General features: G+C 63.7%; 28 protein-coding genes. 16 read left to right on the top strand and 12 right to left on the bottom strand.

Annotation, left to right across the window (positions count from 1 at the left end):
- Positions 1-221 precede the first annotated feature (221 nt).
- A complete protein-coding gene (feoB, locus tag QZY67_RS01250; protein WP_295368174.1) occupies positions 222-2,654 on the top strand; it encodes a ferrous iron transport protein B in 2,433 nt (810 codons plus the stop codon).
- 31 nt (positions 2,655-2,685) lie between these two features.
- On the top strand, positions 2,686-2,838 hold the full coding sequence (locus QZY67_RS01255; protein WP_294534351.1) for a hypothetical protein: 153 nt from the start codon (positions 2,686-2,688) through the stop codon (positions 2,836-2,838).
- Between the two features lie 54 nt (positions 2,839-2,892).
- Here QZY67_RS01255 and QZY67_RS01260 read toward each other — a convergent pair whose 3' ends face one another.
- Positions 2,893-3,693: a TetR/AcrR family transcriptional regulator gene (locus QZY67_RS01260; RefSeq protein WP_295368175.1), complete on the bottom strand. Its 801-nt coding sequence runs from the start codon at positions 3,691-3,693 to the stop codon at positions 2,893-2,895.
- Between the two features lie 161 nt (positions 3,694-3,854).
- Between QZY67_RS01260 and QZY67_RS01265 the strand changes: the two genes are divergently transcribed.
- From QZY67_RS01265 to QZY67_RS01285, 5 genes are all read left to right on the top strand, one after another.
- Positions 3,855-4,583: an NAD-dependent protein deacylase gene (locus tag QZY67_RS01265; RefSeq protein ID WP_295368176.1), complete on the top strand. Its 729-nt coding sequence runs from the start codon at positions 3,855-3,857 to the stop codon at positions 4,581-4,583.
- Between the two features lie 133 nt (positions 4,584-4,716).
- Entirely contained in the window at positions 4,717-5,304 is a 588-nt protein-coding gene (locus tag QZY67_RS01270) for a DUF2975 domain-containing protein (protein WP_295368177.1), read from the top strand.
- A gap of 14 nt (positions 5,305-5,318) precedes the next feature.
- Positions 5,319-5,537: a helix-turn-helix transcriptional regulator gene (locus QZY67_RS01275; protein ID WP_294534343.1), complete on the top strand. Its 219-nt coding sequence runs from the start codon at positions 5,319-5,321 to the stop codon at positions 5,535-5,537.
- The gene (locus QZY67_RS01280; protein WP_295368178.1) at positions 5,534-6,028 is read left to right on the top strand and encodes a hypothetical protein; all 495 of its coding nucleotides are present in this window, start codon (positions 5,534-5,536) and stop codon (positions 6,026-6,028) included. Before QZY67_RS01275 ends, QZY67_RS01280 begins: the two co-directional genes overlap by 4 nt.
- A gap of 181 nt (positions 6,029-6,209) precedes the next feature.
- Positions 6,210-6,848, top strand: coding sequence for an alpha/beta fold hydrolase (locus tag QZY67_RS01285; RefSeq protein ID WP_295368179.1), 639 nt, complete (start codon positions 6,210-6,212; stop codon positions 6,846-6,848).
- Positions 6,849-6,907: 59 nt separating this feature from the next.
- Here the strand turns inward: QZY67_RS01285 and cutA are convergent, their stop codons facing one another.
- The 4 genes from cutA to yaaA are packed head-to-tail and all read right to left on the bottom strand — an operon-like array spanning position 6,908 to position 8,898.
- Positions 6,908-7,240, bottom strand: coding sequence for a divalent cation tolerance protein CutA (gene cutA, locus QZY67_RS01290; RefSeq protein WP_294534337.1), 333 nt, complete (start codon positions 7,238-7,240; stop codon positions 6,908-6,910).
- A 26-nt stretch (positions 7,241-7,266) separates the two neighbouring features.
- Positions 7,267-7,659: a DUF5655 domain-containing protein gene (locus QZY67_RS01295; RefSeq protein WP_295368180.1), complete on the bottom strand. Its 393-nt coding sequence runs from the start codon at positions 7,657-7,659 to the stop codon at positions 7,267-7,269.
- 23 nt (positions 7,660-7,682) lie between these two features.
- Positions 7,683-8,147, bottom strand: coding sequence for a thioredoxin-dependent thiol peroxidase (gene bcp, locus QZY67_RS01300; protein WP_295368181.1), 465 nt, complete (start codon positions 8,145-8,147; stop codon positions 7,683-7,685).
- Between the two features lies 1 nt (position 8,148).
- Complete coding sequence (yaaA, locus tag QZY67_RS01305) at positions 8,149-8,898, bottom strand: peroxide stress protein YaaA (protein ID WP_295368182.1); 750 nt, start codon at positions 8,896-8,898, stop codon at positions 8,149-8,151.
- 167 nt (positions 8,899-9,065) lie between these two features.
- Between yaaA and QZY67_RS01310 the strand changes: the two genes are divergently transcribed.
- The gene (locus tag QZY67_RS01310) at positions 9,066-9,641 is read left to right on the top strand and encodes a 3'-5' exonuclease (protein ID WP_366448920.1); all 576 of its coding nucleotides are present in this window, start codon (positions 9,066-9,068) and stop codon (positions 9,639-9,641) included.
- Positions 9,642-9,692: 51 nt separating this feature from the next.
- Here the strand turns inward: QZY67_RS01310 and QZY67_RS01315 are convergent, their stop codons facing one another.
- The 3 genes from QZY67_RS01315 to QZY67_RS01325 form a co-directional block, all read right to left on the bottom strand.
- On the bottom strand, positions 9,693-10,337 hold the full coding sequence (locus QZY67_RS01315; protein ID WP_294534327.1) for a metallophosphoesterase: 645 nt from the start codon (positions 10,335-10,337) through the stop codon (positions 9,693-9,695).
- A gap of 130 nt (positions 10,338-10,467) precedes the next feature.
- On the bottom strand, positions 10,468-11,250 hold the full coding sequence (locus QZY67_RS01320; RefSeq protein WP_295368208.1) for a peptidylprolyl isomerase: 783 nt from the start codon (positions 11,248-11,250) through the stop codon (positions 10,468-10,470).
- Between the two features lie 788 nt (positions 11,251-12,038).
- Complete coding sequence (locus QZY67_RS01325) at positions 12,039-12,686, bottom strand: hypothetical protein (RefSeq protein ID WP_295368183.1); 648 nt, start codon at positions 12,684-12,686, stop codon at positions 12,039-12,041.
- A gap of 282 nt (positions 12,687-12,968) precedes the next feature.
- Between QZY67_RS01325 and QZY67_RS01330 the strand changes: the two genes are divergently transcribed.
- Positions 12,969-13,643: a response regulator transcription factor gene (locus QZY67_RS01330; RefSeq protein WP_295368184.1), complete on the top strand. Its 675-nt coding sequence runs from the start codon at positions 12,969-12,971 to the stop codon at positions 13,641-13,643.
- On the top strand, positions 13,640-14,863 hold the full coding sequence (locus QZY67_RS01335) for a HAMP domain-containing sensor histidine kinase (protein ID WP_295368185.1): 1,224 nt from the start codon (positions 13,640-13,642) through the stop codon (positions 14,861-14,863). Before QZY67_RS01330 ends, QZY67_RS01335 begins: the two co-directional genes overlap by 4 nt.
- A gap of 96 nt (positions 14,864-14,959) precedes the next feature.
- Here the strand turns inward: QZY67_RS01335 and QZY67_RS01340 are convergent, their stop codons facing one another.
- Positions 14,960-15,703: a M23 family metallopeptidase gene (locus QZY67_RS01340; RefSeq protein WP_295368186.1), complete on the bottom strand. Its 744-nt coding sequence runs from the start codon at positions 15,701-15,703 to the stop codon at positions 14,960-14,962.
- Positions 15,704-16,002: 299 nt separating this feature from the next.
- On the opposite strand from QZY67_RS01340, the gene QZY67_RS01345 reads away from it, so the two are divergent.
- From QZY67_RS01345 to QZY67_RS01370, 6 genes are all read left to right on the top strand, one after another.
- Complete coding sequence (locus QZY67_RS01345; protein ID WP_295368187.1) at positions 16,003-16,635, top strand: TetR family transcriptional regulator; 633 nt, start codon at positions 16,003-16,005, stop codon at positions 16,633-16,635.
- A 12-nt stretch (positions 16,636-16,647) separates the two neighbouring features.
- Positions 16,648-18,348 carry an HlyD family efflux transporter periplasmic adaptor subunit gene (locus tag QZY67_RS01350; protein WP_295368188.1) on the top strand — a complete coding sequence of 567 codons (1,701 nt, stop codon included), beginning with the start codon at positions 16,648-16,650 and terminating at the stop codon, positions 18,346-18,348.
- Complete coding sequence (locus tag QZY67_RS01355) at positions 18,345-19,097, top strand: ABC transporter ATP-binding protein (RefSeq protein WP_294532701.1); 753 nt, start codon at positions 18,345-18,347, stop codon at positions 19,095-19,097. The genes QZY67_RS01350 and QZY67_RS01355 overlap by 4 nt, the downstream gene beginning before the upstream one ends.
- On the top strand, positions 19,094-20,266 hold the full coding sequence (locus QZY67_RS01360) for an ABC transporter permease (protein WP_295368189.1): 1,173 nt from the start codon (positions 19,094-19,096) through the stop codon (positions 20,264-20,266). Before QZY67_RS01355 ends, QZY67_RS01360 begins: the two co-directional genes overlap by 4 nt.
- Before the next feature lie 13 nt (positions 20,267-20,279).
- Positions 20,280-22,139 carry an S-layer homology domain-containing protein gene (locus QZY67_RS01365; protein WP_295368190.1) on the top strand — a complete coding sequence of 620 codons (1,860 nt, stop codon included), beginning with the start codon at positions 20,280-20,282 and terminating at the stop codon, positions 22,137-22,139.
- Between the two features lie 276 nt (positions 22,140-22,415).
- A complete protein-coding gene (locus tag QZY67_RS01370) occupies positions 22,416-23,900 on the top strand; it encodes a DUF1846 domain-containing protein (RefSeq protein WP_295368191.1) in 1,485 nt (494 codons plus the stop codon).
- A 51-nt stretch (positions 23,901-23,951) separates the two neighbouring features.
- On the opposite strand, the gene QZY67_RS01375 is transcribed toward QZY67_RS01370, so the two are convergent.
- The 3 genes from QZY67_RS01375 to QZY67_RS01385 are packed head-to-tail and all read right to left on the bottom strand — an operon-like array spanning position 23,952 to position 26,465.
- Positions 23,952-24,542: an ATP-binding cassette domain-containing protein gene (locus tag QZY67_RS01375; RefSeq protein WP_295368192.1), complete on the bottom strand. Its 591-nt coding sequence runs from the start codon at positions 24,540-24,542 to the stop codon at positions 23,952-23,954.
- Entirely contained in the window at positions 24,539-25,405 is an 867-nt protein-coding gene (locus QZY67_RS01380; protein ID WP_295368193.1) for an ABC transporter permease subunit, read from the bottom strand. Before QZY67_RS01380 ends, QZY67_RS01375 begins: the two co-directional genes overlap by 4 nt.
- Entirely contained in the window at positions 25,380-26,465 is a 1,086-nt protein-coding gene (locus QZY67_RS01385; protein ID WP_295368194.1) for an ABC transporter substrate-binding protein, read from the bottom strand. Before QZY67_RS01385 ends, QZY67_RS01380 begins: the two co-directional genes overlap by 26 nt.
- Position 26,466: the final 1 nt, after the last annotated feature.

Genomic DNA, 26,466 nt, shown 5'->3' on the forward strand with positions numbered 1-26,466 from the left:
ATCTTATCTTCAAGTATATTCTACATTTGCAGAAGATACATGTCAAGAGCAAGTTTTGCTTTTGCAGAAAATAGAAGATCAACATAAAAAATAAGAAACAGAGAAAACCTCAGCAAAAGCCTGGATTTTCGGGCAGGTTTTCCCTTGACCGGAAGGGGTGGGGACGGTATAATACAGACGAAGTTAGTCGCATCAAACTTTTTGAATAGGATGGAATTCCAATGAGGAATGAGAAGGAAAAACGAACCCTGGAGGACCTGGCGCCCGGCGAGCGGGGCATTATCCTCCGGGTGGGCAGCGACAAGGGCGCGGTGAAGCGCCGCCTGGTGGACATGGGCCTGACGCCGGGCACGGAAGTGATGGTACGCAAGGTGGCCCCTTTCGGCGACCCCATTGAGGTCAACCTGCGGGGCTACGAGCTCTCCCTGCGGAAGGAGGACGCGGCCCAGATCACCCTGGCCACCGGGGAGGAGGCCCAGGCCTGCCGCACCGAGCGCAAGCGCCGGTCCGGCATGATCCAGCGGATACCCGACGAGGCGACCCTGCGGCGGATGAGCGCCGCCCACCAGCACGAGGAGGCGGAGCACAGCTCCGTGCCCGACTACGCCAGCCACGACACCCGGGAGATGAAGCTGGCCCTGGTGGGCAACCCCAACTGCGGCAAAACCACCCTCTTCAACGCCCTCACCGGCTCCAACCAGTACGTGGGCAACTGGCCGGGCGTCACGGTGGAGAAGAAGGAGGGCAGGGCCCAGGTGGACGGCAAGGACGTCACCGTGGTGGACCTGCCCGGCATCTACTCCCTGTCGCCCTACTCCATGGAGGAGATTGTGGCCCGGGACTTCATCGTGGGAGAGCACCCGGACGCCATCATCGACATCATTGACGCCACCAACATCGAGCGGAACCTGTACCTCACCGCCCAGCTGCTGGAGCTGGAGCGGCCCATGGTCATCGCCCTGAACTTCATGGACGAGGCCCGGCGGCACGGGGACAAAATCGACTGCCAGCGGCTGTCCGAGCTGCTGGGCGTGCCGGTGATCCCCATCACCGCCCGCACGGGTGAGAACATCCAGGAGCTGCTGCGGGTGGCCCACCAGCAGATGCACGTGGGCGTCACCCTGGAGCCCGACGACCTGTACGATGACTATACCCACCTGATCCACCACGAGGTGGGCGAGCTGATCCACGACCGGGCCTATGAGATTGGCCTGCCCGCCCACTGGGCCTCCATCAAGCTCATCGAGGGGGACGCCCTGGTGGAGAAGACCCTGGACCTGCCGGCTGAGACCAAGGAGAAGCTGGAAAAAATCTGCCATGAGTACGAGGCGGCCTACGCCCTGGGCGACCGGGAGACCCTCATCGCCGACGCCCGGTACCAGTTCATCCAGCGGGTGACCAGCGTGTCGGTGGAGAAGGGGCGGAAGGCGGGGGAGCTGACCCTGTCGGACAAGATCGACTCCATCGTCACCCACAAGTGGTTCGCCGTGCCCGTGTTTCTGCTGATGATGCTGGCCATGTTCTCCCTCACCTTCGGGCCGGGCGTGTTCCTGTCCGACCGGATTGAGGAGCTGATGGGCGCCCTGGGGACCTGGGTCTCCGGCGCACTGACCGCGGCGGACACCGCCCCCTGGGTTACCAGCCTGCTGGTGGACGGTATTATCTCCGGCGTGGGCGGCGTGCTCACCTTCCTGCCCCAGATCGCCCTGCTGTTCCTCTTCCTCTCCCTGCTGGAGGACTCGGGCTACATGGCCCGCGCCGCCTTCATCATGGACCGGCTGCTCCGCCGCTTCGGCCTGAGCGGCAAGGCCTTTATCCCCATGCTGATGGGCTTCGGCTGCACGGTGCCCGCCGTTATGGGCGCCCGCACCATGGAGAACGAGAAGGACCGCCGCATGACCATCATGCTGGTGCCATTTATGTCCTGCTCCGCCCGCCTGCCGGTGTACGGCCTGCTGTCCGCCGCGTTCTTCCCCCAGTACGCCGGGCTGGTGGTCTTTTCCCTGTACCTCATCGGCCTGCTGATGGCCATCTGCTCCGGCCTCATCCTGAAAAAGACCATGTTCAAGGGCGAACCCGCCGCCTTTGTGCTGGAGCTGCCCCCCTACCGCCTGCCCACCCTGAAGAACTGCCTTATGCACGTGTGGGAGAAGGTCCGGGGCTTCCTGGTGAAGGCGGGCACCCTTATCCTGGCCATGAGCGTGGTGCTCTGGTTCCTCCAGTCCTTCGGCTGGGACGGGGGCCTGGTCATGGTGGAGGACGCCGGGCAGTCCCTGCTGGGCGTCATCGGCGGCGTCATCGCCCCCATCCTGGCGCCTCTGGGCTTCGGCACCTGGCAGGCGGCGGTGGCCCTCCTGTCCGGCCTTATCGCCAAGGAGGCGGTGGTCTCCTCCATGAGCCTGTTCTACGGCTTCTCCATGAGCGCCAGCGGGGCGGTGGTGGCCTCCGCCCTGTCCGGCACCTTCCAGACGCCGGTGGCGGCCTACGCCTTCCTGGTCTTCGTGCTGCTGTATGTGCCCTGCGTGGCGGCGGTGTCCACCATCCACAAGGAGATGAACTCCACCAAGTGGACCATCCGCTCCATTCTCTGGCAGCTGTGCTCGGCCTACCTTGTCTCCTTCCTGGTGTACCAGGCGGGCAGCCTGATTTTCTGAGTGTATGCGGCTGAGCCCGCAGGAGGTTTTTGTGAAATACATCATTTATCTGGCTGTGGCCGCACTGGTGGTATGGGCGGTGGTCTACCTCATCCGCCATGTCCGCCGTCAGCTCAGGGGCGACTGCGGCTCCTGCGGCGGGTGCGGCGGCTGCTGTTCCTGCTGCGGAAAAAAGAAGAAATAAAACAAGTGCGCGTGTGCCTCCTTGCATGGGGGCACACGCGCTTTCCTATTGTATTCAGGGCTCCAGGGCCCGGACAAAGGCGTCCACGGTGTTGTTGATATAGTCCTGTTCGTCCACGTCGCGGGTGACGCCGTTGATGATGCGGTAGAGCACCACATAGGACATCAGGCTGCCCAGAAATACCTCCGTGATGCCAGGCACATCCGCGTCGGCCCGGATCAGGCCCCGCTGCTGCTGAAGGGTGAGAAACCGGACCAGCTCCTTGCGGGCGGCGCAGTGACTGTACTGATAGTAGGCCGCGCCGAAGCTGGGGAACTTGTTGGAGTCCCGGATAACCGTGCCAAGAAAGGCGCTGCGCTCGGGATTACGGGCGCTGTTCAGGCAGCTTTTGGCCACTGTGCGCAGGTGCTCCCGCCAGTCGTCGCTGTCCCGCCGGGTGCCGTCGGGGCCGTGGAAGCCGCTGGAGATATAGTACTGGAGCACCTGGAGGAACAGGTCCTCCTTGCTGGAGCAGTACTGGTACAGGGCGGCCTTGGACAGCTCCGCCCTCTCGGCGATGGCGTCCATGGTGGTGCGCTCAAAGCCCTCCTGCCCGAAGATTTTCAGGGCGACGCGGCAGATCTCCTCCCGCTTGCGGTCAAACTCCGGCCGGATGTCGGCCATATGCTGGATGTCCAGGGAGGCGAAGAGGTCCTTTTTCCCGGAAAAATAGAGGTAGATGGTGGAGGGGGAGACGCCCGCCTCGCTGGCAATGTCGCCTATTTTTGCCTCGGAAAAGCCCTTTGCCAGAAAGACGCGCCTGGCGGCCGCCTGAATGCGCTCCTTCAGCTCCAGCTTTCTCAAGTGATTGGTCATAGAAGCATCACCTGCTGCTGCACAGTCAGTTTGGCTCCAGTATAACGGAGAAAACGCCCAAATGTCAAGAATTTCACGGAGCGGAATTTCCTGCTGTTGGAATGGAGCCGGGACTGTGGTACACTGGTGGTAACAACAGAGAGTTAAGGAGGATGACGGCCATGGAGGAAAACAGAGCGCGCCTTCAGCGCTGGATTGAAGAGAGCAGCCGGATTGTGTTTTTCGGCGGCGCCGGGGTGAGCACCGAGAGCGGAATCCCGGATTTCCGCAGCGTGGACGGGCTGTACAACCAGCAGTACGACTACCCGCCCGAAACCATTCTCAGCCACACCTTTTACGAGGCCCGTCCGGAGGAGTTCTTCCGCTTCTACCGGAACAAGATGCTCTTTCCCGACGCACAGCCCAACGCGGCCCACAAAAAGCTGGCCGAGCTGGAGGCGGCGGGTAAGCTGACCGCCGTGGTCACCCAGAACATCGACGGCCTCCACCAGAAGGCAGGGAGCAAAAACGTACTGGAGCTCCACGGCTCGGTGCTGCGCAACCACTGCGAGAAGTGCGGCAAGTTCTTCTCCCTGGAGGAGGTGATGGCCTCCTCCGGCGTGCCCCGGTGCGACAAGTGCGGCGGCCGGGTCAAGCCCGACGTGGTGCTCTACGAGGAGGCCCTGGACCAGCAGATCCTCACCGCTGCCCTGGAGGCCATCCAGAGGGCGGATATGCTCATCATCGGCGGGACCTCTCTGGCGGTCTATCCGGCGGCCAGCCTGGTGAACTATTACCGGGGCAATAAGCTGGTGCTCATCAACAAGAGCCCCACGCCCTACGACCGGAACGCCGACCTGGTCATCGCCGCGCCCATCGGTCAGGTGCTGGGCGGCATCACAGTGAAATAAATCGGAAGAGGTGGACGGGTACATACCTGTCCACCTCTCTTATCAATAAAGATTTATCGAAAAACAATAAAAATAGATTGACAAACAATATGGGCGGCGCTATAATGGCCCCATCAGCAAGGAGGGATTTCCCATGGAAAAATCAGACGCCGCAAAGCTGGCCAAAATCCTGAACATTCTGGTGCTCATCGCCTTTGTCTGCAATCTGGTGGTCCTGCCCCTGGTGCCCGGCCTGGTGGGCATCGCCTCGGAGGACGGACTGAGATATTTTGCCGACTTTGTATCCCAGGACAATGCGTCCGCCGGTGCCCCTACAGCGGTGACGCTCTTCTTTATGGTCTGCTGGCAGTTTCTCTGGCGCATCTGGCGCACACCCCACACCGCCGCCATCGCCGCCTTTCTCATGTTCTGCGGGGTGTGCACGGCCATCATCCTCTGGCAGGCCAAGCGGGTGCTGGGCACCATCCGAAAGGGCAATCCCTTCTGCCGGGACAACGCCCGCAGCCTGAAGCGGGCGGCGGTGTGCTGTCTGGTCATCGCCCTGGCGGCCCTGGTCAGAACCATTTGGGCGGTGGTATATTACCGCTCCGCCGTCCCGGTCTTCACCTATAACACCCTGTTTGTCCCCCTGTTCCTCATGGGCTTTCTGCTGTGCATGGTCATGTCCGCCCTCTTCCGCCAGGCCGCCGAGCTGAAGGAAGAGAACGACCTGACCATCTGAGGGAGGGGAGAGACATGCCCATTGTGGTCAATCTGGATGTGATGATGGCAAAGCGGAAGATGAGCCTGAGCGAGCTGGCCCAGCGGGTGGACCTGACCCTGGCCAACCTGTCGGTGCTCAAAAACAACCACGCCAAGGCGGTGCGGTTCACCACCCTGGAGGCCATCTGCAGGGCCCTGGACTGTCAGCCGGGGGATATTCTGGAGTACGTGCCCGAGGAGGGAGAGGGATGAAAAGAATGCTGGCCTTTTTTTCGGCGCTGCTGATGGTTGTGCAGCTGGCAGGGTGCGCGCCCTGGCCCTCCTCCGGCCTGAAGGGGGAGTTTGCCCGGACCCTGGGGGTGGACCTGGCGGGCGGGACCACAGTCAAGGAGGAGGACACCCACGGCGGCTTCCACGGCGACGGGGACACCACCCTGATCCTTACTTTCGTCGGAGAGGAACGGACCGCGCTGGAGGGGGAGATAGCCCAGGCCGACGGCTGGAAGGCCCTGCCCCTGACGGAGAATCTGAACCGGGTGGTGTACGAGGAACGCTTCGGGGACCTGTGTGAGGACGTGCCCCAGGATCTGACCGACGGCTGGTACTGTTTCCTGGACCGCCACAGCCAGGCGGAGGACCCGGCGGACGACAGCGGGCTCTTTGGCCGGGCCTCTTACAACTTCACTCTGGCAATTTACGACGGGGAGAGCGGGGTCCTCTACTGCTATGAAGTGGACACATAGCGCCCGGCGCCGGGAAAGCCGCTGTTTCTTCCTAAACGTGGGAAAATGGCCGGATAAAGAGAAAATTTAGGTAAAATTAAGAATTTTGCCCCTTGCGGAGGGACAGGAGATTCTCTATACTGAGAACATATTCTCATGTTTGCCGCAGCTTCAGGCTGCAACAAGAAAGGAGGATCTGCCCGTGCCCATTGTGTTCCTGCACGGACTGGGACAGAAACCCGGAGACTGGGATCCGGTGATCAACCGGCTGGACAAGGGGAGCCGGGCGCTGTGCCCGGATTTATATGCCCTGGAGCGGGAGGGAGAGGACTACTCCGCCCTCTATGGGGCGCTTGAACGATACTGTGACGGCCTGGAGGGCCCCCTGGACCTGTGCGGGCTGTCTCTGGGGGGCGTGCTGGCCCTCCAGTACGCCGCCGAGCACCCGGAGCGGGTGGACAGCCTGGCCCTCATCGGCGCCCGGGCCTCCATGCCCAAGGGTCTGCTGGCCCTCCAGAACCTGCTGTTCCGGGTGATGCCCGCTGAGAACTTTCGTAAAATGGGCCTGGAGAAGCAGTCGGCCATTCAGCTGTGCGCCTCCATGGCGGAGCTGGACTTGCGGCCCGTGCTGGAGCAGGTTGGCTGCCCGGCCCTGGTGCTCTGCGGCGAGCGGGACCGGGCCAACCGCCGGGCGGCGGAGGAGCTGGGGCGGCTGCTGCCCCGGGCGGAGCTCCGGCTCATCGCCGAGGGCGGCCATGAGGCCAACAGGGACGCGCCCGAGGCCCTGAGCGTGCTGCTCACCGGCTTCTACAGGCGCTGCGCCGGGGCAAAGACGGTTTAAATAGAGAAAGAGAAAAGCCGCTGGCTGCACTCCCGCAGCCAGCGGCTTTTTGCGTCTTGCTACAGCCCCACCCGGTAGAGGGGGACGGCGTTGATGACCGGTTCCTCGTAGGGGTGGACCCGCTTGACGGCGGTAATGGTCTCGTCCACCCGCTCGGTCCGGCAGGTGACCTCCACCTTCAGCTCCGGTGCGGCGCAGATCTCCCCCTCCCGCCCCAGGTAGGGGGACGTGCCCGCCAGGGGCCGCCAGCAGCCGGTCACCGGGGAATAGGACAGGCAGCAGTCGTAGCTGCCGATGTGCCCCGCGTCCACCTCCGTCAGAGCCTGCCGGAGGACGTCCAGATGGGTCTCCGGGATAAAAATCTCCAGCTTGCAGTAGGGGAATTCCGCCATGTGGGCCGCCTCCTCATAAAAAAGGATCACTTGCGCTCGCCGAAGTCCCAGGCCTCCCGCAGCCAGGACAGCAGCTGGCCGTCAATCTGCTCCGGGGCGTCCACCACCACGTGGTGGGTCCAGCGGTTGGGGTAGGGCTCCACGGCCACGGCGATGCGGGGGTCCGCCACCCGGTGGGACAGGCCGAAGGTGACCAGGATGCAGTGCTCCGGCCAGCTCTTCTTCCGCCGCACCGGCAGAGAGGCGGCGGCAAAGAGATGCCGCCCGTAAAAGCTGATCTGGCTCTTCTGCACCTTGACCGAGGCCTGGGGAAAGGCGGCGTCCAGGGCGGCGAAGAGGGCCTCATAGAGGGACAGCTCCAGGGGCCTGCCGTCAAAGTAGAACAGCAGGTCGGCGGTGTAGTGCTCGGAATGGTTCATATCCGGCGCCTCCTCCCGGAAAATTACTGCCCGGACTTCAGATAGTCCAGGATCTCGGCGGCGTTGGTGTCCGGCTTCACCTTGGGCATGGCCTTCTCAATGACGCCGTTTTCGTCGATGATATAGGTGGTGCGCACCACGCCCATGGAGACCTTGCCGTAGAGCTTTTTCTCCTGCCATACGCCGTAGGCCTGAATGGCGGTCAGATCCGGGTCGGAGAGCAGGAGAAAGGGCAGGCTGTGCTTGTCGGCAAATTTCCGGTGGGAGGCGGCGGAGTCCTTGCTCACGCCGATGACGGGCACGCCCAGCCGCTCAAACTCGCCGTAGGCGGCGGCAAAGGCGCAGGCCTGTCTGGTGCAGCCCGGGGTGCTGTCCTTGGGGTAGAAGTAGAGCACCACCTTTTTTCCGGCAAAGTCGGACAGGGAGACGGGGCTGCCGTCCTGGTCGGGCAGGGTGAAGGCGGGGGCTTTGGTTCCGGCTTCCAGCATATCAGGTTTCTCCTTTCAAAAAGACGAAGTGGTTTTCCGTGGAATGGACAGGGGAGAAGGCGTAGCCCAGGCCGTCGAAGTCCCGCAGGTCCTCTGCCCGGTCGATGCCATGCTCCGCCATCCAGCGGACCATCTGGCCCCGGGCCATCTTGCAGGCAGTGCCCTTTTCCAGGACCTTTCCGCCATTCTCCTCGCCGAAGGTACAGGTGAGGAACCGGACTGTGGGGGGCAGGTGGGGCTCCACCGTCCGGCTGTACTCCCGGGAGGCCAGATTGACCACCAGGTCGGTCTCCGCCGCCAGGGCCTCCGCCGGCGCTCCGCCCCAGAAGGCGTACAAATCCCGGCAGCCGTCCACGGAGAGCCTGGCCTGCATCTCCAGCCGGTAGGGGGTGACGCCGTCAAAGGGCCGCAGCAGCCCGTAAAACCCGGAGAGGATCCGCAGGTGCGCCCGGATGTAGTCCAGATGCCCTGTCTCAAAGACAGTAGGAGCCATGTAGCGGTACTGAATCCCCTCGTAGGACAGGATGGCGGGGGTCAGGTTCCGCCTCAGGTCCATGGCCGCCAGCCGCTCCACGTTGAGGGCGGCGATGGCGCCGCTGCACTTCCAGAGGGCCTGGAGCGCCGGCGGGGACATGGTCCGGAGGGCGGAGAGCAGCCGCTCCGTCCGGGGCAGAAAGGCGGGCAGGCTTTCGGGCGGAAAGCTGTCCGTGTCCACAATCATTTTCTTGGCCGGTGAGATGATAATCCGCATGGTAAGGCTCCTTGTGTGTGGCGGTCTCTGCTGACAGAATACCACAAAGCCGCCCCACTTTCAAATGGCAATCTGCGGCCCCGGCTTGCCCGGCGGGAGTGGCTGTGGTACAATCAGAGCGCAGGGCGGGAGCCCGCGCAGCAGACACAGCCCGGGAGGTGAGAGACATGGACGGCAGATACATCGCCTTTGACGTGGAGACCCCCAACTATGCCAACGACCGCATAAGCGCCATCGGCATTGCGGTGGTGGAGGCGGGGGAAATCACCGGGGAGTACTGCACGCTGGTGAACCCGGAGGAGCCCTTTGACCCCTTCAACATGGCCCTGACGGGCATCACCCCTGAGATGGTGGCGGACAAGCCCACGTTTCCGGAGCTGTGGCGGGAGATTGGCCCGCTCATGGACAGCGGCCTGCTGGTGGCCCACAACGCCCCCTTTGATATGTCGGTGCTGGCCAAGTGCCTGCGGGGGTATGGAATTTGCTGGCGGCCCACGGTGCGCTACGCCTGCACCTGCCAGATGAGCCGCCGCCTGCTGCCCCGGCTGCCCAACCACAGGCTGAACACGGTGAGCGATTACCTGGGCCTGGAACTGGACCACCACCACGCCGGCAGCGACAGCCTGGCCTGCGGAGAGATTCTCCTCCACCACCTGCGTTCCGGCTTTGAGGTGACCCCGTTCATCCGTACCTACGACATGGAGCGCCTGTGCACCGTCAGAGGGGATGGACGGCGGAGATAAGAGACAACGGGCGGCCGGACAGCGGAAACGCAGTCCGGCCGCCCGGCCTGTTCAGACATAGAACTCCGCCATGTCGTCCAGCCGCAGGCAGGAGAGCCGCCGGTGCTCGCTGGCGTTACCGCAGCCGCAGTCGATGTCGATGAGCCCGTCCCCGTGCCAGATGGACAGGGGCTGGTCCATCCGTCCGGTGAGAAAGCAGGTGGGCGTGTGGCCCACAATGGCAGTGCGGCCGGGGAGCGGGGCGGGGGAATCCGGCTCCGGCCGGTCCCAGATGCGCCGGTAGGGGTCCTCCGACGGCATGCCGTGGACCAGGTGGAAGGCCCGGTCCCCCACGGTCAGCTCCAGATGGTCGGGCAGGCCGGAGAGGAACCGGAGCACCTCCCACCGCTCCCGGGGGGAGCAGACGTAGAGCAGGCGGCGGTAGGTGCAGTTTCCGCCGTTCTGCCGCCAGAGGGCCCGGCTGCCGTAGACGCTGTTGGGCCCCAGGGTGTCCAGGCACATCTGCTCATGGTTGCCCAGCAGCATATGGATGTTGTCCGCGGCCATGATCTCCAGGAGCAGGTCCACGCCGCCGGGGCTGCGGTCGATGACGTCCCCGATGATGTACAGCGTATCCTGGCCGGAGAACTGGATTTTTTCCAGCATGGCGTGAAAGCGGTCCTCCTCGCCGTGGAGGTCGGACATGCAGTAGATCATGCGCTCAGCTCCTTTTTCAGAGGGGGCGGGCCCTGTGCTGTCTCCAGTATAGCAGACTTTTGTCCCATTTGGAATAAAAAAGCGGCGGGAGAGGGCTTTCCCCTCTCCCGCCGCCTGTATCATAACGCCGTTACTGGCTGCCGCCCGTCTCCTCCGGGGTGCGGATGGTGATGGAGGTGATGACCGGCTGCTCCTCGGCGGGAATGGTGCCGTTGTCGTCGGTGGGCTGGGCGGACTCGCAGATGGCGTCCACAACGTCCATGCCCTCGGTCACATAGCCGAACACGGCGTACTGGCCGTCCAGATAGGTGGAGTCCTCCTGGACGATAAAGAACTGGGAGCTGGCGCTGTCGTAGTCGCTGGACCGGGCCATGGACACGGCGCCCCGGGTGTGGGACAGGTTGTTCTCATAGCCGTTGTCGCTGAACTCACCCACAATGGTGGCGCCGCTGCCGCCGGTGCCGTCGCCGTTGGGATCGCCGCCCTGCATCATAAAGCCCTCAATAATCCGGTGGAAGGTGAGGCCGTCGTAGAAGCCCTCCTCCGCCAGGGACACAAAGTTGGCCACCGTCTCGGGGGCGGCCTCCCCGTCCAGGGCCACGGTGATGGTGCCGTAGTCCTGGATTTCAATGTCCGCGTAATAGCTGACGGTCTCCGCTTCGGCGGCGCCGCCGCTGTCCGTGCCGCTCTCATCAACAGCGGCGCTGCCGGTGGCCTCCGGCGTCTCGGACACCTGGGCGGATTCAGAGGGGCTGGCCGACGGGTCGGCCTGGCCCGTGCCGCCGCCCACGGCCACCGAGATTCCCACAATCAGGCACACTGCCGCCAGCAGGGAGACGGCCAGGATGGAGCGCCTGGTCCGCTGCTTTTTCCGCCTGTCCAGGAAGGGCTGACAGATATTGTCGATGCCCATCTGCACGGTGACGGTGACGGTTCGGGGGATGGCGACGGCCTTCTGCTGCTCCAGCAGGGCCTGATGGAAGGCCTCCGCCGACATGGGTTCCGCCCCTTGGCCGGGGGCCAGGGAGAGAATGCGGGCGATGTTGGCCTCCTCGGCCTGGAGGGCCAGCCGGACGGTCTCCGTGGAGGTGTTGAAGAGCTTGGCGATGGCCATGTCGTCGTACCCGCACACCCCGTGGAGCACATAGATGAAGCGGTGGAGGGGTGGCAGGTTTTTCAGCACGGTCTCCCAGGTCTGTCCGCCGAGGGACATGCTCCCGGCCTCATAGGGGGTGTTCATAAAATTCCGGCTGACAGGGACCCGGAAGGCCTTGGAATCCTTCCTGGCAATCTGGGCCTTGCAGTAGTTGACGGCCTTTCTGGTGACGGTATCCCGGAAATCCTGCTCCGAGATGACCTGCCCGGAGACGACCAGATCCCACATGGCCTTGAACACGTGGGACACGGCGTTGCAGGCGGCGTTTTCGTCCAGGAGCAGCGCCTGGCACAGGAACATGATCCCGTCCTTGTTCTGGTCGTAGAGGGTGCGCATTGCCTCGGGGACGCCCTTGCGGGCATTGTCTATGACTTCTGCCATGGTATTCAACCTTTCTTTCTCTGGGATATCACGCCTCGGGGGCAGGCTTCCCGGTTATGATACGTCCCCGGGCTAAAGCCGGACTAAAGACCGCCGCAGGAGGAGAAAAAAGCCGGAAAAGGCCGGCAGAACGACGGCGCGTTCTGCCGGCCCGGAAGCGGGAGTCAGGCTGCGGAGGTGACCAGGGTGGAGTCTCCGCTGTCATCGGAAGGGGCATCGGTGGGTTCCGCAGGCGCATCGGAGGAGCCGGAGCCGTCCTCCCCGGCGCCTTCGGCACTGCCGTCGGTCTCTGTGTCCGGATTCCCGGCGGGGCTGTACTCCAGGACGATGATCTCCTGGATGCCGTCCTCCGTGGTGGTGACGGCCACCATGTCGCCCACCGTCAGGCCGTCGGCCGTGGTGCTGTACAGAATACCGGAGGAGACGTACTCAAACACCGCGTCCGTGTCCAGGGTAACGGTCTCGGAGGTGCCGGTGTCGGTGAGGACGGCGGCGCCCAGGTCGGTGTAGTCGGCAATCTCCGTGTCCGGTTCATAGAGGTTGATTCTGATGTAGGAGTCGCCGACATAGGTGATCTCGCCAATCAGGTCCGCTGTGCCGGCGTCCGTTCCGCCGCCGGCGCTGTCCGTGCCGTCTGTGCCGGAGGTATCGTCAGTGCTGTCCGTACCGCCGGCGCCGTCCGTACTGACCGGAGTGTCCGTGCTGTCGTCCGACACGGTGTTATCCGACGTATCTGTCCCGCAGCCTGCAAGCAGGCCGATACACAGAAGCGCCGTCAGGAGAATGGAGAGTCGTTTGGTATACTGTCTCATGTAACAACCTTCTTTCTTGCTTCAACAGATGGAATTTGGCGGTCTGTCTTCCGGCCGCAGGTACAGCATAAGGCCGGGCGCTAAAGGGCCGCTAAAATTTTTGATGAACAAACTGTAAAGCCGGAGACAAAAAAGACGGAAAAATCAAAACATTTTGTAAACGAAATGCCCCGCAGGTTGATACCGGGGCGGCGGGATACTATAATAGGCACGGGAAAGAAACGAGGGGAGAGCGGCGGCCCGCGGCTGAGAAATACGACGCAAGGAAGGCGGGTTGAGCGTATGCGGCTGCTAGTGGCAGAGGACGATCTGAAGCTGCTGAAATCCCTCAAGCACATCTTTGAAAAGAACAAGTACATGGTGGACGCGGTCTCCACCGGGACGGACGCCCTGGCCTATGCCGAGACGGAGGAATACGACGGCATGGTGCTGGACATCATGATGCCCGGACTGGACGGCGTGGCGGTGCTGCGCCGCGTCCGGGGCCAGGGTATCTCCACACCGGCCCTGTTTCTGACGGCCAGAACCGAGGTGGACCAGCGGGTGGAGGGGCTGGACGCCGGGGCGGACGACTACCTGTCCAAGCCCTTCTCCACCTCCGAGCTGCTGGCCCGGGTGCGGGCCATGCTGCGGCGGAAGGACAACTATGTCCCGGACCTGCTGCGGTTGGGAGAGCTGGTGCTCAACCGGTCCACCTATGAGCTCAGCTGGGGCGGGCAGACCCAGGCCCTCAGCGGCAGGGAGTTTCAGATCATGGAGATGCTGCTTCAGCGCCCCAATTTCATCATCACCACCGATGAGTTCATGTCCCATGTCTGGGGCTGGGACAGCGAGGTGGACGTGAGCGTGGTGTGGGTGCACATCTCAAACCTGCGGAAGAAGCTGGCGGCCCTCAAGGCCCCCGTCGCCATCCGCTTTGTCCGCAACGCCGGGTACACCCTGGAGCAGGAAGCATGATTGACCGGCTGAGAAGAAAGTTCATCCGCATCTGCATGCTGTCCTTTGCGGCGGTGTTTCTCATCCTCTTCGCTGCCATCTACCTGGCCACCGAGGTCCAGACCAGCGCCCGGCTGGACACTCTGGCCGACCTGGTGTCGGAGAACGACGGCATTTTTCCGGATTTTGAGCAGTTCGGCCCGGAGGAGGGGCAGACCCTGCCGCCGGACGGGGTGAATCAGGAGTCCCCCTTTACCACCCGTTTTTTCACTGTCCGCTTTGACAGGGACGGGACGCCGGTCTCAGTGGATATTCGGGCCATCGCCAGCGTGAGCGGGGAGGAGGCCCAAGCCTACGCCGCCGCCGCCCTGGAGAAGGGGACCGAGCGGGGATGGATTGAGGACTTCCGCTACAAGGTGTACAGCACGCCGGAGGGCGCCGCGGTGGTGTTCATCAACGGCGCCGACACTAGGGCGCTCAACCGGCGCTTCCTGATGGCGGCATCCTCGGTGTTTGTGGCGGGCAGCGTGGTGGTGCTGCTGCTGGTGATGTTAATCTCCAGACAAGCGGTGAAGCCCGCCATGGAGAGCTATCGGAAGCAGCGGCAGTTTGTCACCGACGCCAGCCATGAGCTCAAGACCCCTCTGACCCTGATCCGCACCAATCTGGACATCATGGAGTCGGAGGACGGCCCCAACGAGTGGCTCAGCGACATCCGGGAGGAGACAGGCACCATGACCGAGCTGGTGAACCGGCTGGTGACGCTCAGCCGGATGGACGAGGACCAGAGCGCCCTGGAGACGGCGCGCTTCAGCCTGAGCGAAGCGGTGAACGAGACGGCGGCGGCCTTTGCCGGGGCTGCCCGGGAGCGGGAGGCGGCCCTGACCCTGGACGTGCCGCCGGAGGTGTTCTGCACCGGGGACGAGGCCGCCGTCCGCCAGCTCATCTCCATTCTCATGGACAACGCGGTGAAGTACTGCGACAGGGGCGGCGCCATCCGGGTGGGGCTGTCCGGCGGGCGGCGGGCGGTGCTGACCGTGGACAACAGCTATGCTGCGGTGGACAGCGTGGAGCTGGACCGCCTGTTTGACCGCTTCTACCGGGCCGACAGGGCCAGGACCTACGGCAGCGGCTTCGGTATCGGGCTGTCCATTGCCAAGGCCATTGTGGAGAAACACAGGGGTGAAATCAGTGTCTCCGGCCTGGATGGCCGGGCCATCCGTTTCCGGGTGAAGCTGTAATAAAAAACCAGGACTGCAAAAGCGGTCCTGGTTTTTGCGTGACACAGTGAAACATGGGGATGGCGCAGTCTAAGCTGTGCCCTTCCCATGCTGCGCTTATTTCACATCCGGCAGATATTCCAGCGGGTCCACATAGACGCCGTCCTTCATCATCTCCAGATGCAGGTGAGAGGCCGAGAGACTCTCGGCCTTGGCGGTGCTGCCCACAGAGCCGATGATGTCCCCGGTGGTGACCACGTCGCCCGCCTCTACGGTGGGCTGCTCGGCCAGGTTGGAATACACGCTCACCATGCCGTTGCCGTGGTCAATGGTCACGGTTGTGCCCATAAAGTAGTCCTGCTCAATGGCGGTTACGGTACCGCCTGCGGCGGCCTTGACCTGGATGCCAAGGTCGGCGGCAATGTCTACGCCCTCATGGGTTCGCCAGTCCCCCATCGTGGGACTGAAGACCTGCTGCTCAAGGGAGAAGGCGCTCAGCACCGTACCTTTTACCGGCCAGGTGTACACGGCGGAGGTGACCACCTCAGAGGGCTTGGGCGCGGCGGAGGGGGCGGTGCTGGCGCTGGGGGTGGGGGTGGCTGCGGGCGTAGGTGTGGGCGAGGGAGTGGCCGGAATGGTCGGCTTCACCGCGTCCACCGTGGGAGAGGGGGAGACGCTGGGACTGGGGGTGACGGTGACCTGAGCGGTACCGCCCACCGGGGCGGCGGGATCCTTCCCGCCCAGAGTGGAGAAGAGATAATAGCCCGAAATTCCAATTGCGGCGACGCAGAGGAACAGGACTATGTAAAAGCCCTTCCCCGCCATGAAGTCGCCAAAGCGGTCGGTCCATGGTTTTTTCATTGTGACGCTCCTATCCTAAGATTTGAGGGGGCTGTAGCTCCCTTCGCGTCCTATTGTGGACATGGAGAAGGAAGAATATACATGAAAATACAAAAAAAGAAAAATAGAAATGGTAGGATAGGCAGAGGAGAAAGAAGGAAATTTTAATCCGTTTTTAAAGCGCGCAAATCTCAGCGCTGTATAATAGGTAAGCCAGCCGAGGGAATATGAACAAATTTAAAATTTTATGGGCTCTGAATTGACATATGACAACTTGTCAGCTATCATTGCTGACAGATCGTCATACGCGGAGGGATGAGATGCCAAGCGCAACATTTTTCAACCTGCCGGCGGAGAAGCGGGAAAAGCTGCTCGCCGCCGCCCGGGCGGAATTTGCCCGGGTGCCCTATGCGAATGCCTCCATCAACAAAATGATTCAGGCGGCGGATATTCCACGGGGCAGCTTTTACATGTATTTCCGGGACAAGGAGGATCTGTTCCTCTATCTTATGGGGGAATATGGGAAACAGCTCTTCGCAGCCATTGAGGAACTGTTGGAGCGGTGTCAGGGAGATATTTTTGCCGCTTTTCTGGAACTGTTTGACCGGATACAAGCGGAATACCGGGACCCGGAGAAGCGGAAGTGCTACCAGCACATTATTGGCCTTGTCCGCAACAACAGCGGCGCCCAGCTGTCCTCTCTGCTGGGGATGGAGGGCTGCCTGCCTGCGCCTGGCCGGCTGGTGGAGTGGGTGGATCCCCGGCTTCTGGACCTGCGCAGCGCCGATGACCTGGGGAACATATTCCGTATTCTCATGGGTGTGACCGGGCAGGCGGTCCTCCGGGGCATTCAGACTGAGGACCCGGCGGAGACGCGAGAGGTCTATCTGCGCACACTGGACATACTCAGGCGGGGCATGGAGCGAAAGCAGCCCGAAACGCAGCATGAATAAAGGAGAATCAGCATGGAAAGCACAGAAATTAGGGAAGCGGCGCCCCAGACACCGGCTGCCGGCAGAAGGCCGGAGTTCAAGATTCCAAAGCCGAAGAAAAAGCGCAGATGGATAAAAGTACTGATTGTGCTGGCAGTCCTGGCGGCGCTGGTGTTCTGGTTTCTCATCCGGCCTATTATGAGCGCGTCGGAGCAGATTGGAAACATGCTCTACCAGACCGGTACGGCGGAGTACCGGGATTTGACGGTCTCGGTGTCGGGCACCGGGACGGTGGAGCCCGCCGACTCCTACCAGGTCACCGCCCTGGTGAAGGGCGAGATCCTGGACGCCCCCTTTGAGGAGGGCGACCAGGTGGAGCAGGGGGACGTGCTCTATCAGATTGACGCCTCCGACGTACAGAACTCCATCGAGCGGGCGGAAATCGCGGTGGAGCAGGCCCGGCTGAGCTACCAGAACGCCCTGGACAGCAGGGAGGACGCCGCAGAGAACACCGACGTGAAGGCCAGCGACACCGGTGTAATCCAGAAGCTGTACTGCGAGGCGGGGGACAGCGTGACCGCCGGCTCTCCCATTGCCGATATCATCGACCGGGACACCATGAAGCTGACCATTCCCTTCCACTCCGCCGACGCGGCGGCCTTCTATGTGGGACAGGGCGCCACGGTGTATGTGGACGGCACCGCCGAGACCCTCCAGGGCACGGTGGATTCCATCTCTCCCGTGGACCAGACGGGCACAGGGGGCACCCTGGTCCGTGAGATCACCATCACCGTTCCCAACCCGGGGGCCCTCTCCGACCAGAACACCGGCACCGCCTCGGTGGGCGGGGCGGACTGCGCGGGCACCGGCGCCTTTACATACGCCGCCCAGTCCACCGTCACCGCCAGAACCAGCGGCAAGCTGGAGTCCCTCACCGTCTCTGAGGGCGACCGGGTGACCAAGGACCAGATCATCGGCGCCTTTGAGGCCACCGACATGGACAGCCAGATTGAAAACGCCCGGCTCAGCCTCCGTTCCGCCGAGCTGAGCCTCCAGAGCACCAGGGACCAGCTGGAGAACTACACCATCACCTCCCCCATCTCGGGCACGGTGATTGAGAAGAACTACAAGGCGGGGGACAATCTGGACACCTCCGCTGCCGCTGCCGCGACAGGCTATCTGGCGGTCATCTACGACATGTCCAGCCTCAGCTTTACCATGAACATCGACGAGCTGTACATCGGCCAGATTGAGGTGGGCCAGGAGGTGCGCATCACCGCCGACGCCCTGGAGGGCCAGGAGTTTACCGGCCACGTGAGCAAGCGCAACATCAACGGCACCACCATGAACGGCGTCACCACCTACCCGGTCACTGTGGAGATTGACGACCCCGGCGAGCTGCTGCCCGGCATGAACGTGTCCGCCGAGATTCTGGTGGAGCACGCCGAGCATGTGCTCTCCGTGCCGGTGGAGATGGTGGGCCGGGGCAACGTGGTGCAGGTGCTGCCCGCCGACGCCTACGACAAGGACGGCAACCCGGACTACTCCCGCCTGGTGGAGACGCCGGTGGAGCTGGGCCGCAACGACGAGGAGTACATCGAGATTCTCTCCGGTCTGGAGGAGGGGGACACGGTGGTCTACCAGATGAGTCAGACCAGCCTGATTGAACAGATGATGGGCAGCATGGCCCAGTCCGGCGGGGCGGCTACCTCTGTGACGGTGACCGAGCCATGATTAAATTTACCGACGTCTATAAGATCTACCAGATGGGCGACACGGCGGTCCACGCCCTGGACGGGGTGTCCTTCGAGATTAACGAGGGGGAGTTTGTGGCCATCGTGGGCCAGTCCGGCTCGGGCAAATCCACGGCCATGAACATTATCGGCTGTCTGGACGTGCCCACCAGCGGCACCTATGAGCTGGCCGGGGTGGACGTGTCCACCATGGACGACGACCAGCAGGCCGTCATCCGCAACAAGATGCTGGGCTTTATCTTCCAGCAGTACAACCTGATCCCCACCCTTAACGTGCTGGAGAACGTGGAGCTGCCCCTGCTCTACGGCGGCGTGTCCGCCTCCGAGCGCCGGGAGGCGGCCATGAAGGCCCTGGACATGGTGGGATTGAGCAGCAAGTACAAAAACCGGCCCAATCAGCTCTCCGGCGGACAGCAGCAGCGGGTTTCCATCGCCCGGGCTCTGGCGGGCAACCCGGGGGTCATCCTGGCCGACGAGCCCACCGGCGCCCTGGACTCCCGGACAGGCCGGGAGGTGCTCTCCTTCCTCCAGCAGCTCAACGCGGCGGGGCACACCATCGTGCTCATCACCCACGACAACTCCATCGCCGTCCGGGCCCAGCGGATCATCCGCCTGCAGGACGGGCGCATCATCTACGACGGGGACGCCCACGACCCCCGGGCCGTGGTCCAGCCCACCGAGAGCGGGATGGAGGAGCCCGCCGGCTTCGGAGAGGGGGCGGGGGCATGAATTTCACCCAGTCCTTCCGCCTGGCGCTCAAGAGCCTGGCCACCAGCAAGATGCGGGCGCTGCTCACCATGCTGGGCATCATCATCGGCGTGGCCGCCGTCATCATCATCATCTCCCTGGGCGACGGCATGAACGATATGATCAACTCCGAGTTTGAGAAGATGGGCACCAACCTGCTCCAGGTCCAGATCATGGGGCGGGGTTCCTCCCAGAACATCACGGAGGAGGAGATGTACGCCCTCAAAGACGAGAATCCGGACTGCATCGCCGCCATGAGCCCCAGCGTCAGCTCCATGGCCACCGTGAAGCAGGACTCCGAGACCCTGAGCGCCACCCTCACCGGCGTGGGCGAGGAGTACATCGCCGTCAAGAGCCTGGAGCTGAGCCAGGGCCGGTTTATCCAGTACATTGACACCGCTCGGATGCAGAACGTGTGCGTCATCGGCTCCTACGTCAACGAGGAGACCTTTAACGGCGCCGGCCTGGGACAGACACTGCGCATCAACGGCAACGAGTACACCGTGGTGGGCGTGCTGGCCGAGCAGGCGGACAACACCTCCTACGGCAACGACAATACGGTCTACATCCCCTATACCAACGCCACCCGGCTCAACGGCAACGCCGTCATCAGCCAGTACATGTTCACCGCCACCAGCGAGGACACCAACGCCCGGGCCAAGGCGGTGATTGAGAGCAAGCTGGAGCAGTTCTACGGCGGCGACGACTACTACATCGTCATCTCTATGAGCGAGATGATGGACATGATGGGCAATATCCAGGGCACGGTGATGACCGTCCTGGTGGCCATCGCCGCCATCTCCCTGCTGGTGGGCGGCATCGGCATTATGAACATCATGCTGGTGTCGGTTACCGAGCGAACCCGGGAGATCGGCATCCGCAAATCCCTGGGCGCCAAGGGCAGGGATATCCGCAGGCAGTTTATCATTGAGGCGGGCACCACCTCCGTGCTGGGCGGCGTCATCGGAATTGTGCTGGGCGTGTCGCTGGCCACGGTGGCGGGCAACCTTGTGGGCATCACCGCCAAGGCGTCTCTGTCCGCCATTGCTATCTCGGCTGGCGTGTCCCTGGCGGTGGGCGTGCTCTTCGGCTATCTGCCCGCCAACAAGGCCGCCAAGCTCAACCCCATTGACGCCCTGCGCTACGAGTAAAGGAGCATATAAGATGAAGAAACGGATCTTTTCCGCGCTGCTGGCCGCCGCCCTTGTGCTGGGGCTGGCCGCGCCCGCCTTTGCCGCCCAGGCCCAGGTCACGGTGGACGAGGCCGCCCAGGTGCTCTCCGCCCTGGACATTATGACCGGCGATGAAAACGGCGACCTCCACCTGGACCGGCCCGTCACCCGGGCGGAGTTCACCAAGCTGACCGTGGCCGCATCGGCCTACGCCGGCAGCGTGGGTCCTGCCGCCAGCATCTCCCCCTACCCTGACGTGCCCAGAACCAGCTGGGCGGCCCCCTATATCCAGGTGGCCCAGGAAAAGGGCATGGTCCGGGGCTATCTGGACGGTACCTTCCGCCCCGACAGCCAGATCCAGCTGGTGGAGGGGGTGTCCATGGTGCTCTCCCTGCTGGGGTACACCAACGAGGACTTCTCCGGTGCCTGGGGCTCGGGCCAGATGGCCAAGTACCAGGCCCTGAATCTGGACCGGGGGGTTACCGCCGGTAAGAACGACCCCATGACCCGGCAGGACGCCCTGTGGCTGTTCTACAATCTGCTCACCGCGCCCACCAAGACCGGGCAGATCTATCTGACCACCCTGGGGCACAGCCTGACCGCCTCCGGCGAGATTGACCGGGTGGCCCTGATCAACTCCGCCATGGAGGGGCCTGTGGTGGCGGAGGGGGACTGGCAGGCCTCTGTGCCCTTCTCCCTGACCACCGCCGCGGTGTACCGGGACGGCAAGGCGGCCCAGCCCGCGGACATTCAGACCCTGGACGTGGTGTACTACTCCAAGCCCATGCACACCGTCTGGGCCTGGTCGGGCAAGGCCACCGGCGCCATCCAGCAGATCAGCACCACGGCCAACCCCACCGCCGTAACAGTGGGCGGCCAGACCTATGCCATTGAGACCGCTTCGGCGGCCTACGACCTGTCCGACCTGGGGTCCTTCCGGGTGGGGGACAACGTGACGCTGCTGCTGGGCCGCTCCGGCGGCGTGGCCGCCGTCCGAATCCCCGGCGAGAGCGGCGGCACGGTCTGCGGCGTGGTGACCGCCATCGGCACCGCCGCCTATCAGGATGAGAACGGCCGCAGCTACACCGCCGACACCATCACCCTCACCGCCACCGACGGCGGCACGTACAGCTACCGCTGTGACAACGCGGACAGCATGCTTGACCCCGGCGACCTGGTTCAGGTCACCGGCGGCACGGAGGTCAGCCGCCTCAGCTCCGCCTCCCTCACCGGCAGGGTGAGCGCCGACGGGACGGCCATCGGCAGCAATCCTCTGGCGGCCGGGGCGGAGATTCTGGACACCTATGGCGACACCCAGGCCCTCCGGGTCTACCCCAGCCGTCTGGCCGGGGTGAACCTGACCAGCGGCATGGTGCGCTGGTACTCCACCAACACCCGGGGGGAGATCGACCGGCTGATCCTCAACGACGTCACCGGCGATCTCCACCAGTACGGCGTCCTCACCGACGTGACCGAGCAGTCCTTTGGCATGGTGCTCATGAGCAGCTATGTCTATGACATCGCCGGCGTGCCCGGCGTGTCTACCAGCCAGACCGCCATCTGGAACCTGGAGGAGGGTCCCTGCCAGGTGCGGACGGACGGCAAAGCGGTGGAGCGGATCTACAACCTGACCGGCGCGGAGCTGACCGCTGTGGACGGCAAGACCGCCATGGCGGGCACCCAGGCCTGGACCATCTCCGACAGCGTGGCGGTCTACGAGTACCGGGACAATACCTACTACCTCTCCGACCTGAGCCGGGTATCCGGCGGAGGCTACGACCTGACCGGCTGGTACGACAAGGCCCAGGACCAGGGCGGCCGCATCCGGGTCATCATCGCGGAGGCACAGTGACAGAACGGCAGGAGCTCTGAGCGGCGGCTCAGAGCTCCTGTTTTGGATTTATCTGGGATAAAGGGCGGCACCGGTATCCGAAAGGCGCACAAAATCCGGCGGCTCCATTGGGCGTTCTGACAAATTGAGATGCGGGAAGGGAAGCTGCGTTGTTCTTTGGAATGAGATGTGATATACTAATTTAGTTATGTATTCTGAACGGAAAGCGTACATGTGAATTTAGATGTAACAGAGAGGATGGGAGGGCGCGGCGCGGCGGCGCGCCGGGCCGGGACGATGAAGAAGATCGGATTTGACAACAAGAAGTACCTGGAAATGCAGTCCACCCACATCCGGGAACGGATCGGCCAGTTCGGCAACAAGCTGTACCTGGAGTTCGGCGGCAAGCTCTTTGACGACTACCACGCCTCCCGGGTGCTGCCCGGCTTTGAGCCGGACAGCAAGATCCGCATGCTCAAGGAGCTGCGGGAGTCCGCCGAGATTGTCATCGCCATCTGCGCCAGCGACATCGAGAAGAACAAGGTCCGGGGTGACCTGGGCATCACCTACGATGTGGACGTGCTCCGTCTCATTGACGCCTTCCGGGGCGAGGGCCTGATGGTGGGCAGCGTGGTGGTCACCCAGTACGCCGGCCAGGCCGCCGCCGACGCCTTCCGCGCCCGGCTGGAGAGCCTGGGCGTCAAGGTCTACCTCCACTATCCCATCGCCGGCTACCCCCACAACATCGGCCTCATCGTCAGCGACGACGGCTACGGCAAGAACGACTATATCGAGACCACCCGTCCCCTGGTGGTGGTCACCGCCCCCGGTCCCGGCAGCGGCAAGATGGCTGTGTGCCTGAGCCAGCTCTACCACGAGTACAAGCGGGGCGTCAAGGCGGGCTACGCCAAGTTCGAGACCTTCCCCATCTGGAACCTGCCCCTCCAGCACCCGGTGAACCTGGCCTACGAGGCCGCCACCGCCGACCTGGGCGACGTGAACATGATCGACCCCTTCCACCTGTCCGCCTACGGCGAGACCACGGTGAACTACAACCGGGACGTGGAGATTTTCCCCGTCCTGTCCGCCATGTTTGAGAAGATCACCGGCGAGTGCCCCTATAAGTCCCCCACCGACATGGGCGTGAATATGGCGGGCAACTGCATCTTTGACGACGAAGCTGTCCAGGACGCCGCCCGTCAGGAGATTGTCCGCCGGTACTACGCCGCCCTCTGTGACCGCAAGCAGAACCAGAACGGGGACGAGACGGTGTACAAGCTGGAGCTGATCATGCAGCAGGCCAAGATCACCCCCGCCATCCGTCCGGTCATCGACGCTGCCCTCCAGGTGGCCGAGGAGACCGGCAACCCCGCCGCCGCCATCGAGCTGCCCGACGGCGAGGTGGTCACCGGCAAGACCACCGGCCTGATGGGCGCCTCCTCCGCCACTCTGCTCAACGCCCTCAAGCGCCTGGCGGGCATTGAGCATGAGAAGCACCTTATCTCCCCCGAGGCCATCATGCCCATCCAGACCGTCAAGGTCAAGCACCTGGGATCCACCAACCCCCGGCTCCACAGCGACGAGGTGCTCATCGCCCTGGCTATCTCCGCCGCTGCCGACCCCCTGGCCGCTGCCGCACTGGAGCAGCTCTCTGCCCTCCGGGGCTGCGACGCCCACTCCAGCGTCATCCTCTCCCCGGCGGACAGCGTGACCTACAGCAAGCTGGGCATGCACCTGACCTGCGAGCCCCAGTACGAGACCAACAAGCTCTACCACCGGTAAGAAAACGAACCGCCCCTGTCAGCCTGACGCTGACAGGGGCGGTTTTTCGTATTACGGGACCACCCGCAGGGGAGGGCCGTCCAGCACAATGACCCGGTCGGCCAAGTCCAGCACCTCCCGGTCGTGGCTGGCCAGCAGGACGGGCACCCCCAGCTCCCGGATGCGGGAGAGCATCCGGCCAATCCGGGGCGGGTCCACCCCGTTGAAGGGCTCATCCAGCAGATAGAGTTCTCCACCCAGAGCCAGGGTGCGGGCCAGGGCAAGACGGCGGCACATGCCGCCCGACAGGGCGGAGGGAAAGGAATTCTCCTCTCCGGTCAGCTCGGCCAGCGCCAGCCAGCGCTCCGCCTCCTGGCGGCGTCTGGGGGGCAGCAGGTCGGTGATGTGCTCCTCCACGGTGCGCCAGGGCAGGAGCCGGTCCTCCTGAAAGAGTACGGCGATGTCCCGGGGCGCGGGGCCGTCCACAGTGCCCGATTCCCCGGACTGGAGTCCGGCGATGACCCGCATGAGGGTGGTTTTGCCGGACCCGGAGGGAGCCGACAGGGCGGTGATGCCCTCCAGAGGCAGGGTGAGGGAGAAGTTGTCCAGCACCGTCTTATCCCCAAAGCGGACGGTGGCGCCGGTGATGCGCAGCTCCTTCATGCGCCCCGCCCCCTCTCCATACGGCGGAACAGGGTTCCGAACATTTTGTCCAGCAGGAAGCTGAGGGCCAGCACCGTGATGGTCCAGGCGAAGAGGGAGGGAGTCTCCAGGTAGAGCTTGGAGTAGTACACCTGGGAGCCGATGGCCAGCTTGGGAACGCAGAGCACCTCAGCGGCCACGCCTGCCTTCCAGGCCAGGCCCAGTGCGGTGGAGCAGCTGCTGGCGAAGTAGGGCAGCACCGAGGGCAGGTACACCAGCCGCAGGGTTTTCAGACGGCCAAAGCGCCAGGTTTTTGCCCCCTCCAGCAGCAGCGGGTCGGTTTGGACGATGCCCTTGTACACGTTGCCCCACACCACCGGCAGCACCATCAGCCCGGCGCACACGGCGGGCACCAGCCCTGTGGTCACCCACAGCAGAAGCAGGATAATAAAGGAGGCCACCGGGGTGGCCCGGATGACGCCCACAGCGGGGGTCAGCAGCAGCCGGGCGGGACGGAAGGCGGCGCAGGCGGCGGCCAGCAGGCCGCCCAGCACAGCGCCCCCCAGGAAGCCGGAGAAGATCCGCACCAGGGACAATGCTGCGCTCTGCCACAGCAGGGGGGTGATCGCCAGCTCTGCCAAAGTGCGCAGCACCAGCAGAGGCCCGGGGAGGAGGAGGGCCTTGCCCTCTATGACAGCCTTGACCAGTGCAGCGCCGTCTCCGGCCGCCCAGGCGGCGGAAATGGCCTTCCGGCCCACCCACATAGCGGCAAGCTGCCACACCCCCAGCCAGAAGGCAGGGGGTATGACAGCCCGCAGGATATCCCGGCCCACGGAGCGGCCGGGCGTTTTTTGATTGTCAGGGGATGTAATAGAACGCGTCATCGGGGATATACCCTCCGATCGAGGTGGGATCGGCCTGCCACAGCACATCGAAGTAGCCCTGGATGCCCTCCATCATGTCCTTGCCGGTGATGCACACCATGTTGGCCTGGGGGATGGCGGCCTTGGCGATGGCGGCCTTGGGGGTGATGCCGTACTGGGTGATAAGCTCAGCGGCGGCGTCCGGGTTGCTGGTCACGTAGTCGATGGAGGCGGCGTACTCCTCCAGGAAGGTGTTCAGCAGGTCGGGGTTCTCCTCGGCCCAGTCGGCCTGGACCACCAGGCAGCCCATAGTGAGCACGCTGTTGTCGGTGGTCACCTTGTCCCACTCCTCGGTCAGGTCCAGGGCCTGGCGGGTGGACTTATTCTGCATCAGCACGCTGGTGGCGGCGGGCACGGGCAGCATGCACAGGCTCATGGAGCCGTCGGCCATGCCGGTGGTGATCTCCTCGGCGGGAGCCCACTCGATGGTCACGTCCTCACCGGGCGTGAGGCCATTCTGCTCCAGCAGGTAGTTGAGCACGTACTCCGGGTTGGAGCCCTTGGTGTTGGCGGGGGCGTAGAGGGTCTTGCCGGCCAGGTCGGCCATGGACTGGACGCTCTCGCCGTTCTCCAGAATGTAGAGCACACCCAGAGTGTTGAGGGCCACCATCTTGATGCCGGCGTCCTTGTTGTAGAGGGTGGCGGCCAGGTTGGTGGAGATGGCGGCGATGGTCAGGTCGCCGTTGATGATCTTGCCGGTGATCTCGTCAGGGCTGGCGGCGATGGTCACGTCATAGTCCAGGGCGGTGGTGCCGGCGTCGTTGTCGGAGAGAAGCTTGGCCGCGCCCATGCCGGTGGGGCCGCTGAGGACGGCCAGGGACACCTGGGGCCGGTCGCCGGTGGGCTCATCAGTGGGGGTCACCTCGGGGGAGGGAGTGGAGGAGGGCTCCACGCTCTCAGTGGGCGAGGGAGAGACGGAAGGGGAGGGAGAGCCGGAGGTCTGGGGATTCTGGGGCCCACAGCCCGCCAGGGCCAGCACAAGGGCCAGCGCCAGGGTCAGTGCGAGACATTTCTTCTTCATG

Source organism: uncultured Pseudoflavonifractor sp. (assembly GCA_904419835.1).
Lineage (GTDB): Bacteria > Bacillota > Clostridia > Oscillospirales > Oscillospiraceae > Pseudoflavonifractor.

Bases quoted from the DNA above. Each gene is read 5' to 3' on its own strand.
- QZY67_RS01280 (WP_295368178.1), top strand. From the start codon at position 5,534: ATGAAAAGAATGCTGGCCTTTTTTTCGGCGCTGCTGATGGTTGTGCAG.
- feoB (WP_295368174.1), top strand. From the start codon at position 222: ATGAGGAATGAGAAGGAAAAACGAACCCTGGAGGACCTGGCGCCCGGC.
- QZY67_RS01320 (WP_295368208.1), bottom strand. From the start codon at position 11,250: ATGGGCATCGACAATATCTGTCAGCCCTTCCTGGACAGGCGGAAAAAG.
- QZY67_RS01265 (WP_295368176.1), top strand. From the start codon at position 3,855: ATGGAGGAAAACAGAGCGCGCCTTCAGCGCTGGATTGAAGAGAGCAGC.
- QZY67_RS01355 (WP_294532701.1), top strand. From the start codon at position 18,345: ATGATTAAATTTACCGACGTCTATAAGATCTACCAGATGGGCGACACG.
- QZY67_RS01345 (WP_295368187.1), top strand. From the start codon at position 16,003: ATGCCAAGCGCAACATTTTTCAACCTGCCGGCGGAGAAGCGGGAAAAG.
- QZY67_RS01315 (WP_294534327.1), bottom strand. From the start codon at position 10,337: ATGATCTACTGCATGTCCGACCTCCACGGCGAGGAGGACCGCTTTCAC.
- cutA (WP_294534337.1), bottom strand. From the start codon at position 7,240: ATGGCGGAATTCCCCTACTGCAAGCTGGAGATTTTTATCCCGGAGACC.
- QZY67_RS01295 (WP_295368180.1), bottom strand. From the start codon at position 7,659: ATGAACCATTCCGAGCACTACACCGCCGACCTGCTGTTCTACTTTGAC.
- QZY67_RS01310 (WP_366448920.1), top strand. From the start codon at position 9,066: ATGGACGGCAGATACATCGCCTTTGACGTGGAGACCCCCAACTATGCC.
- QZY67_RS01360 (WP_295368189.1), top strand. From the start codon at position 19,094: ATGAATTTCACCCAGTCCTTCCGCCTGGCGCTCAAGAGCCTGGCCACC.
- QZY67_RS01270 (WP_295368177.1), top strand. From the start codon at position 4,717: ATGGAAAAATCAGACGCCGCAAAGCTGGCCAAAATCCTGAACATTCTG.
- yaaA (WP_295368182.1), bottom strand. From the start codon at position 8,898: ATGCGGATTATCATCTCACCGGCCAAGAAAATGATTGTGGACACGGAC.
- QZY67_RS01380 (WP_295368193.1), bottom strand. From the start codon at position 25,405: ATGACGCGTTCTATTACATCCCCTGACAATCAAAAAACGCCCGGCCGC.
- QZY67_RS01350 (WP_295368188.1), top strand. From the start codon at position 16,648: ATGGAAAGCACAGAAATTAGGGAAGCGGCGCCCCAGACACCGGCTGCC.
- QZY67_RS01260 (WP_295368175.1), bottom strand. From the start codon at position 3,693: ATGACCAATCACTTGAGAAAGCTGGAGCTGAAGGAGCGCATTCAGGCG.
- QZY67_RS01385 (WP_295368194.1), bottom strand. From the start codon at position 26,465: ATGAAGAAGAAATGTCTCGCACTGACCCTGGCGCTGGCCCTTGTGCTG.
- QZY67_RS01325 (WP_295368183.1), bottom strand. From the start codon at position 12,686: ATGAGACAGTATACCAAACGACTCTCCATTCTCCTGACGGCGCTTCTG.
- QZY67_RS01340 (WP_295368186.1), bottom strand. From the start codon at position 15,703: ATGAAAAAACCATGGACCGACCGCTTTGGCGACTTCATGGCGGGGAAG.
- QZY67_RS01335 (WP_295368185.1), top strand. From the start codon at position 13,640: ATGATTGACCGGCTGAGAAGAAAGTTCATCCGCATCTGCATGCTGTCC.
- QZY67_RS01275 (WP_294534343.1), top strand. From the start codon at position 5,319: ATGCCCATTGTGGTCAATCTGGATGTGATGATGGCAAAGCGGAAGATG.
- QZY67_RS01370 (WP_295368191.1), top strand. From the start codon at position 22,416: ATGAAGAAGATCGGATTTGACAACAAGAAGTACCTGGAAATGCAGTCC.
- QZY67_RS01365 (WP_295368190.1), top strand. From the start codon at position 20,280: ATGAAGAAACGGATCTTTTCCGCGCTGCTGGCCGCCGCCCTTGTGCTG.
- bcp (WP_295368181.1), bottom strand. From the start codon at position 8,147: ATGCTGGAAGCCGGAACCAAAGCCCCCGCCTTCACCCTGCCCGACCAG.
- QZY67_RS01330 (WP_295368184.1), top strand. From the start codon at position 12,969: ATGCGGCTGCTAGTGGCAGAGGACGATCTGAAGCTGCTGAAATCCCTC.
- QZY67_RS01375 (WP_295368192.1), bottom strand. From the start codon at position 24,542: ATGAAGGAGCTGCGCATCACCGGCGCCACCGTCCGCTTTGGGGATAAG.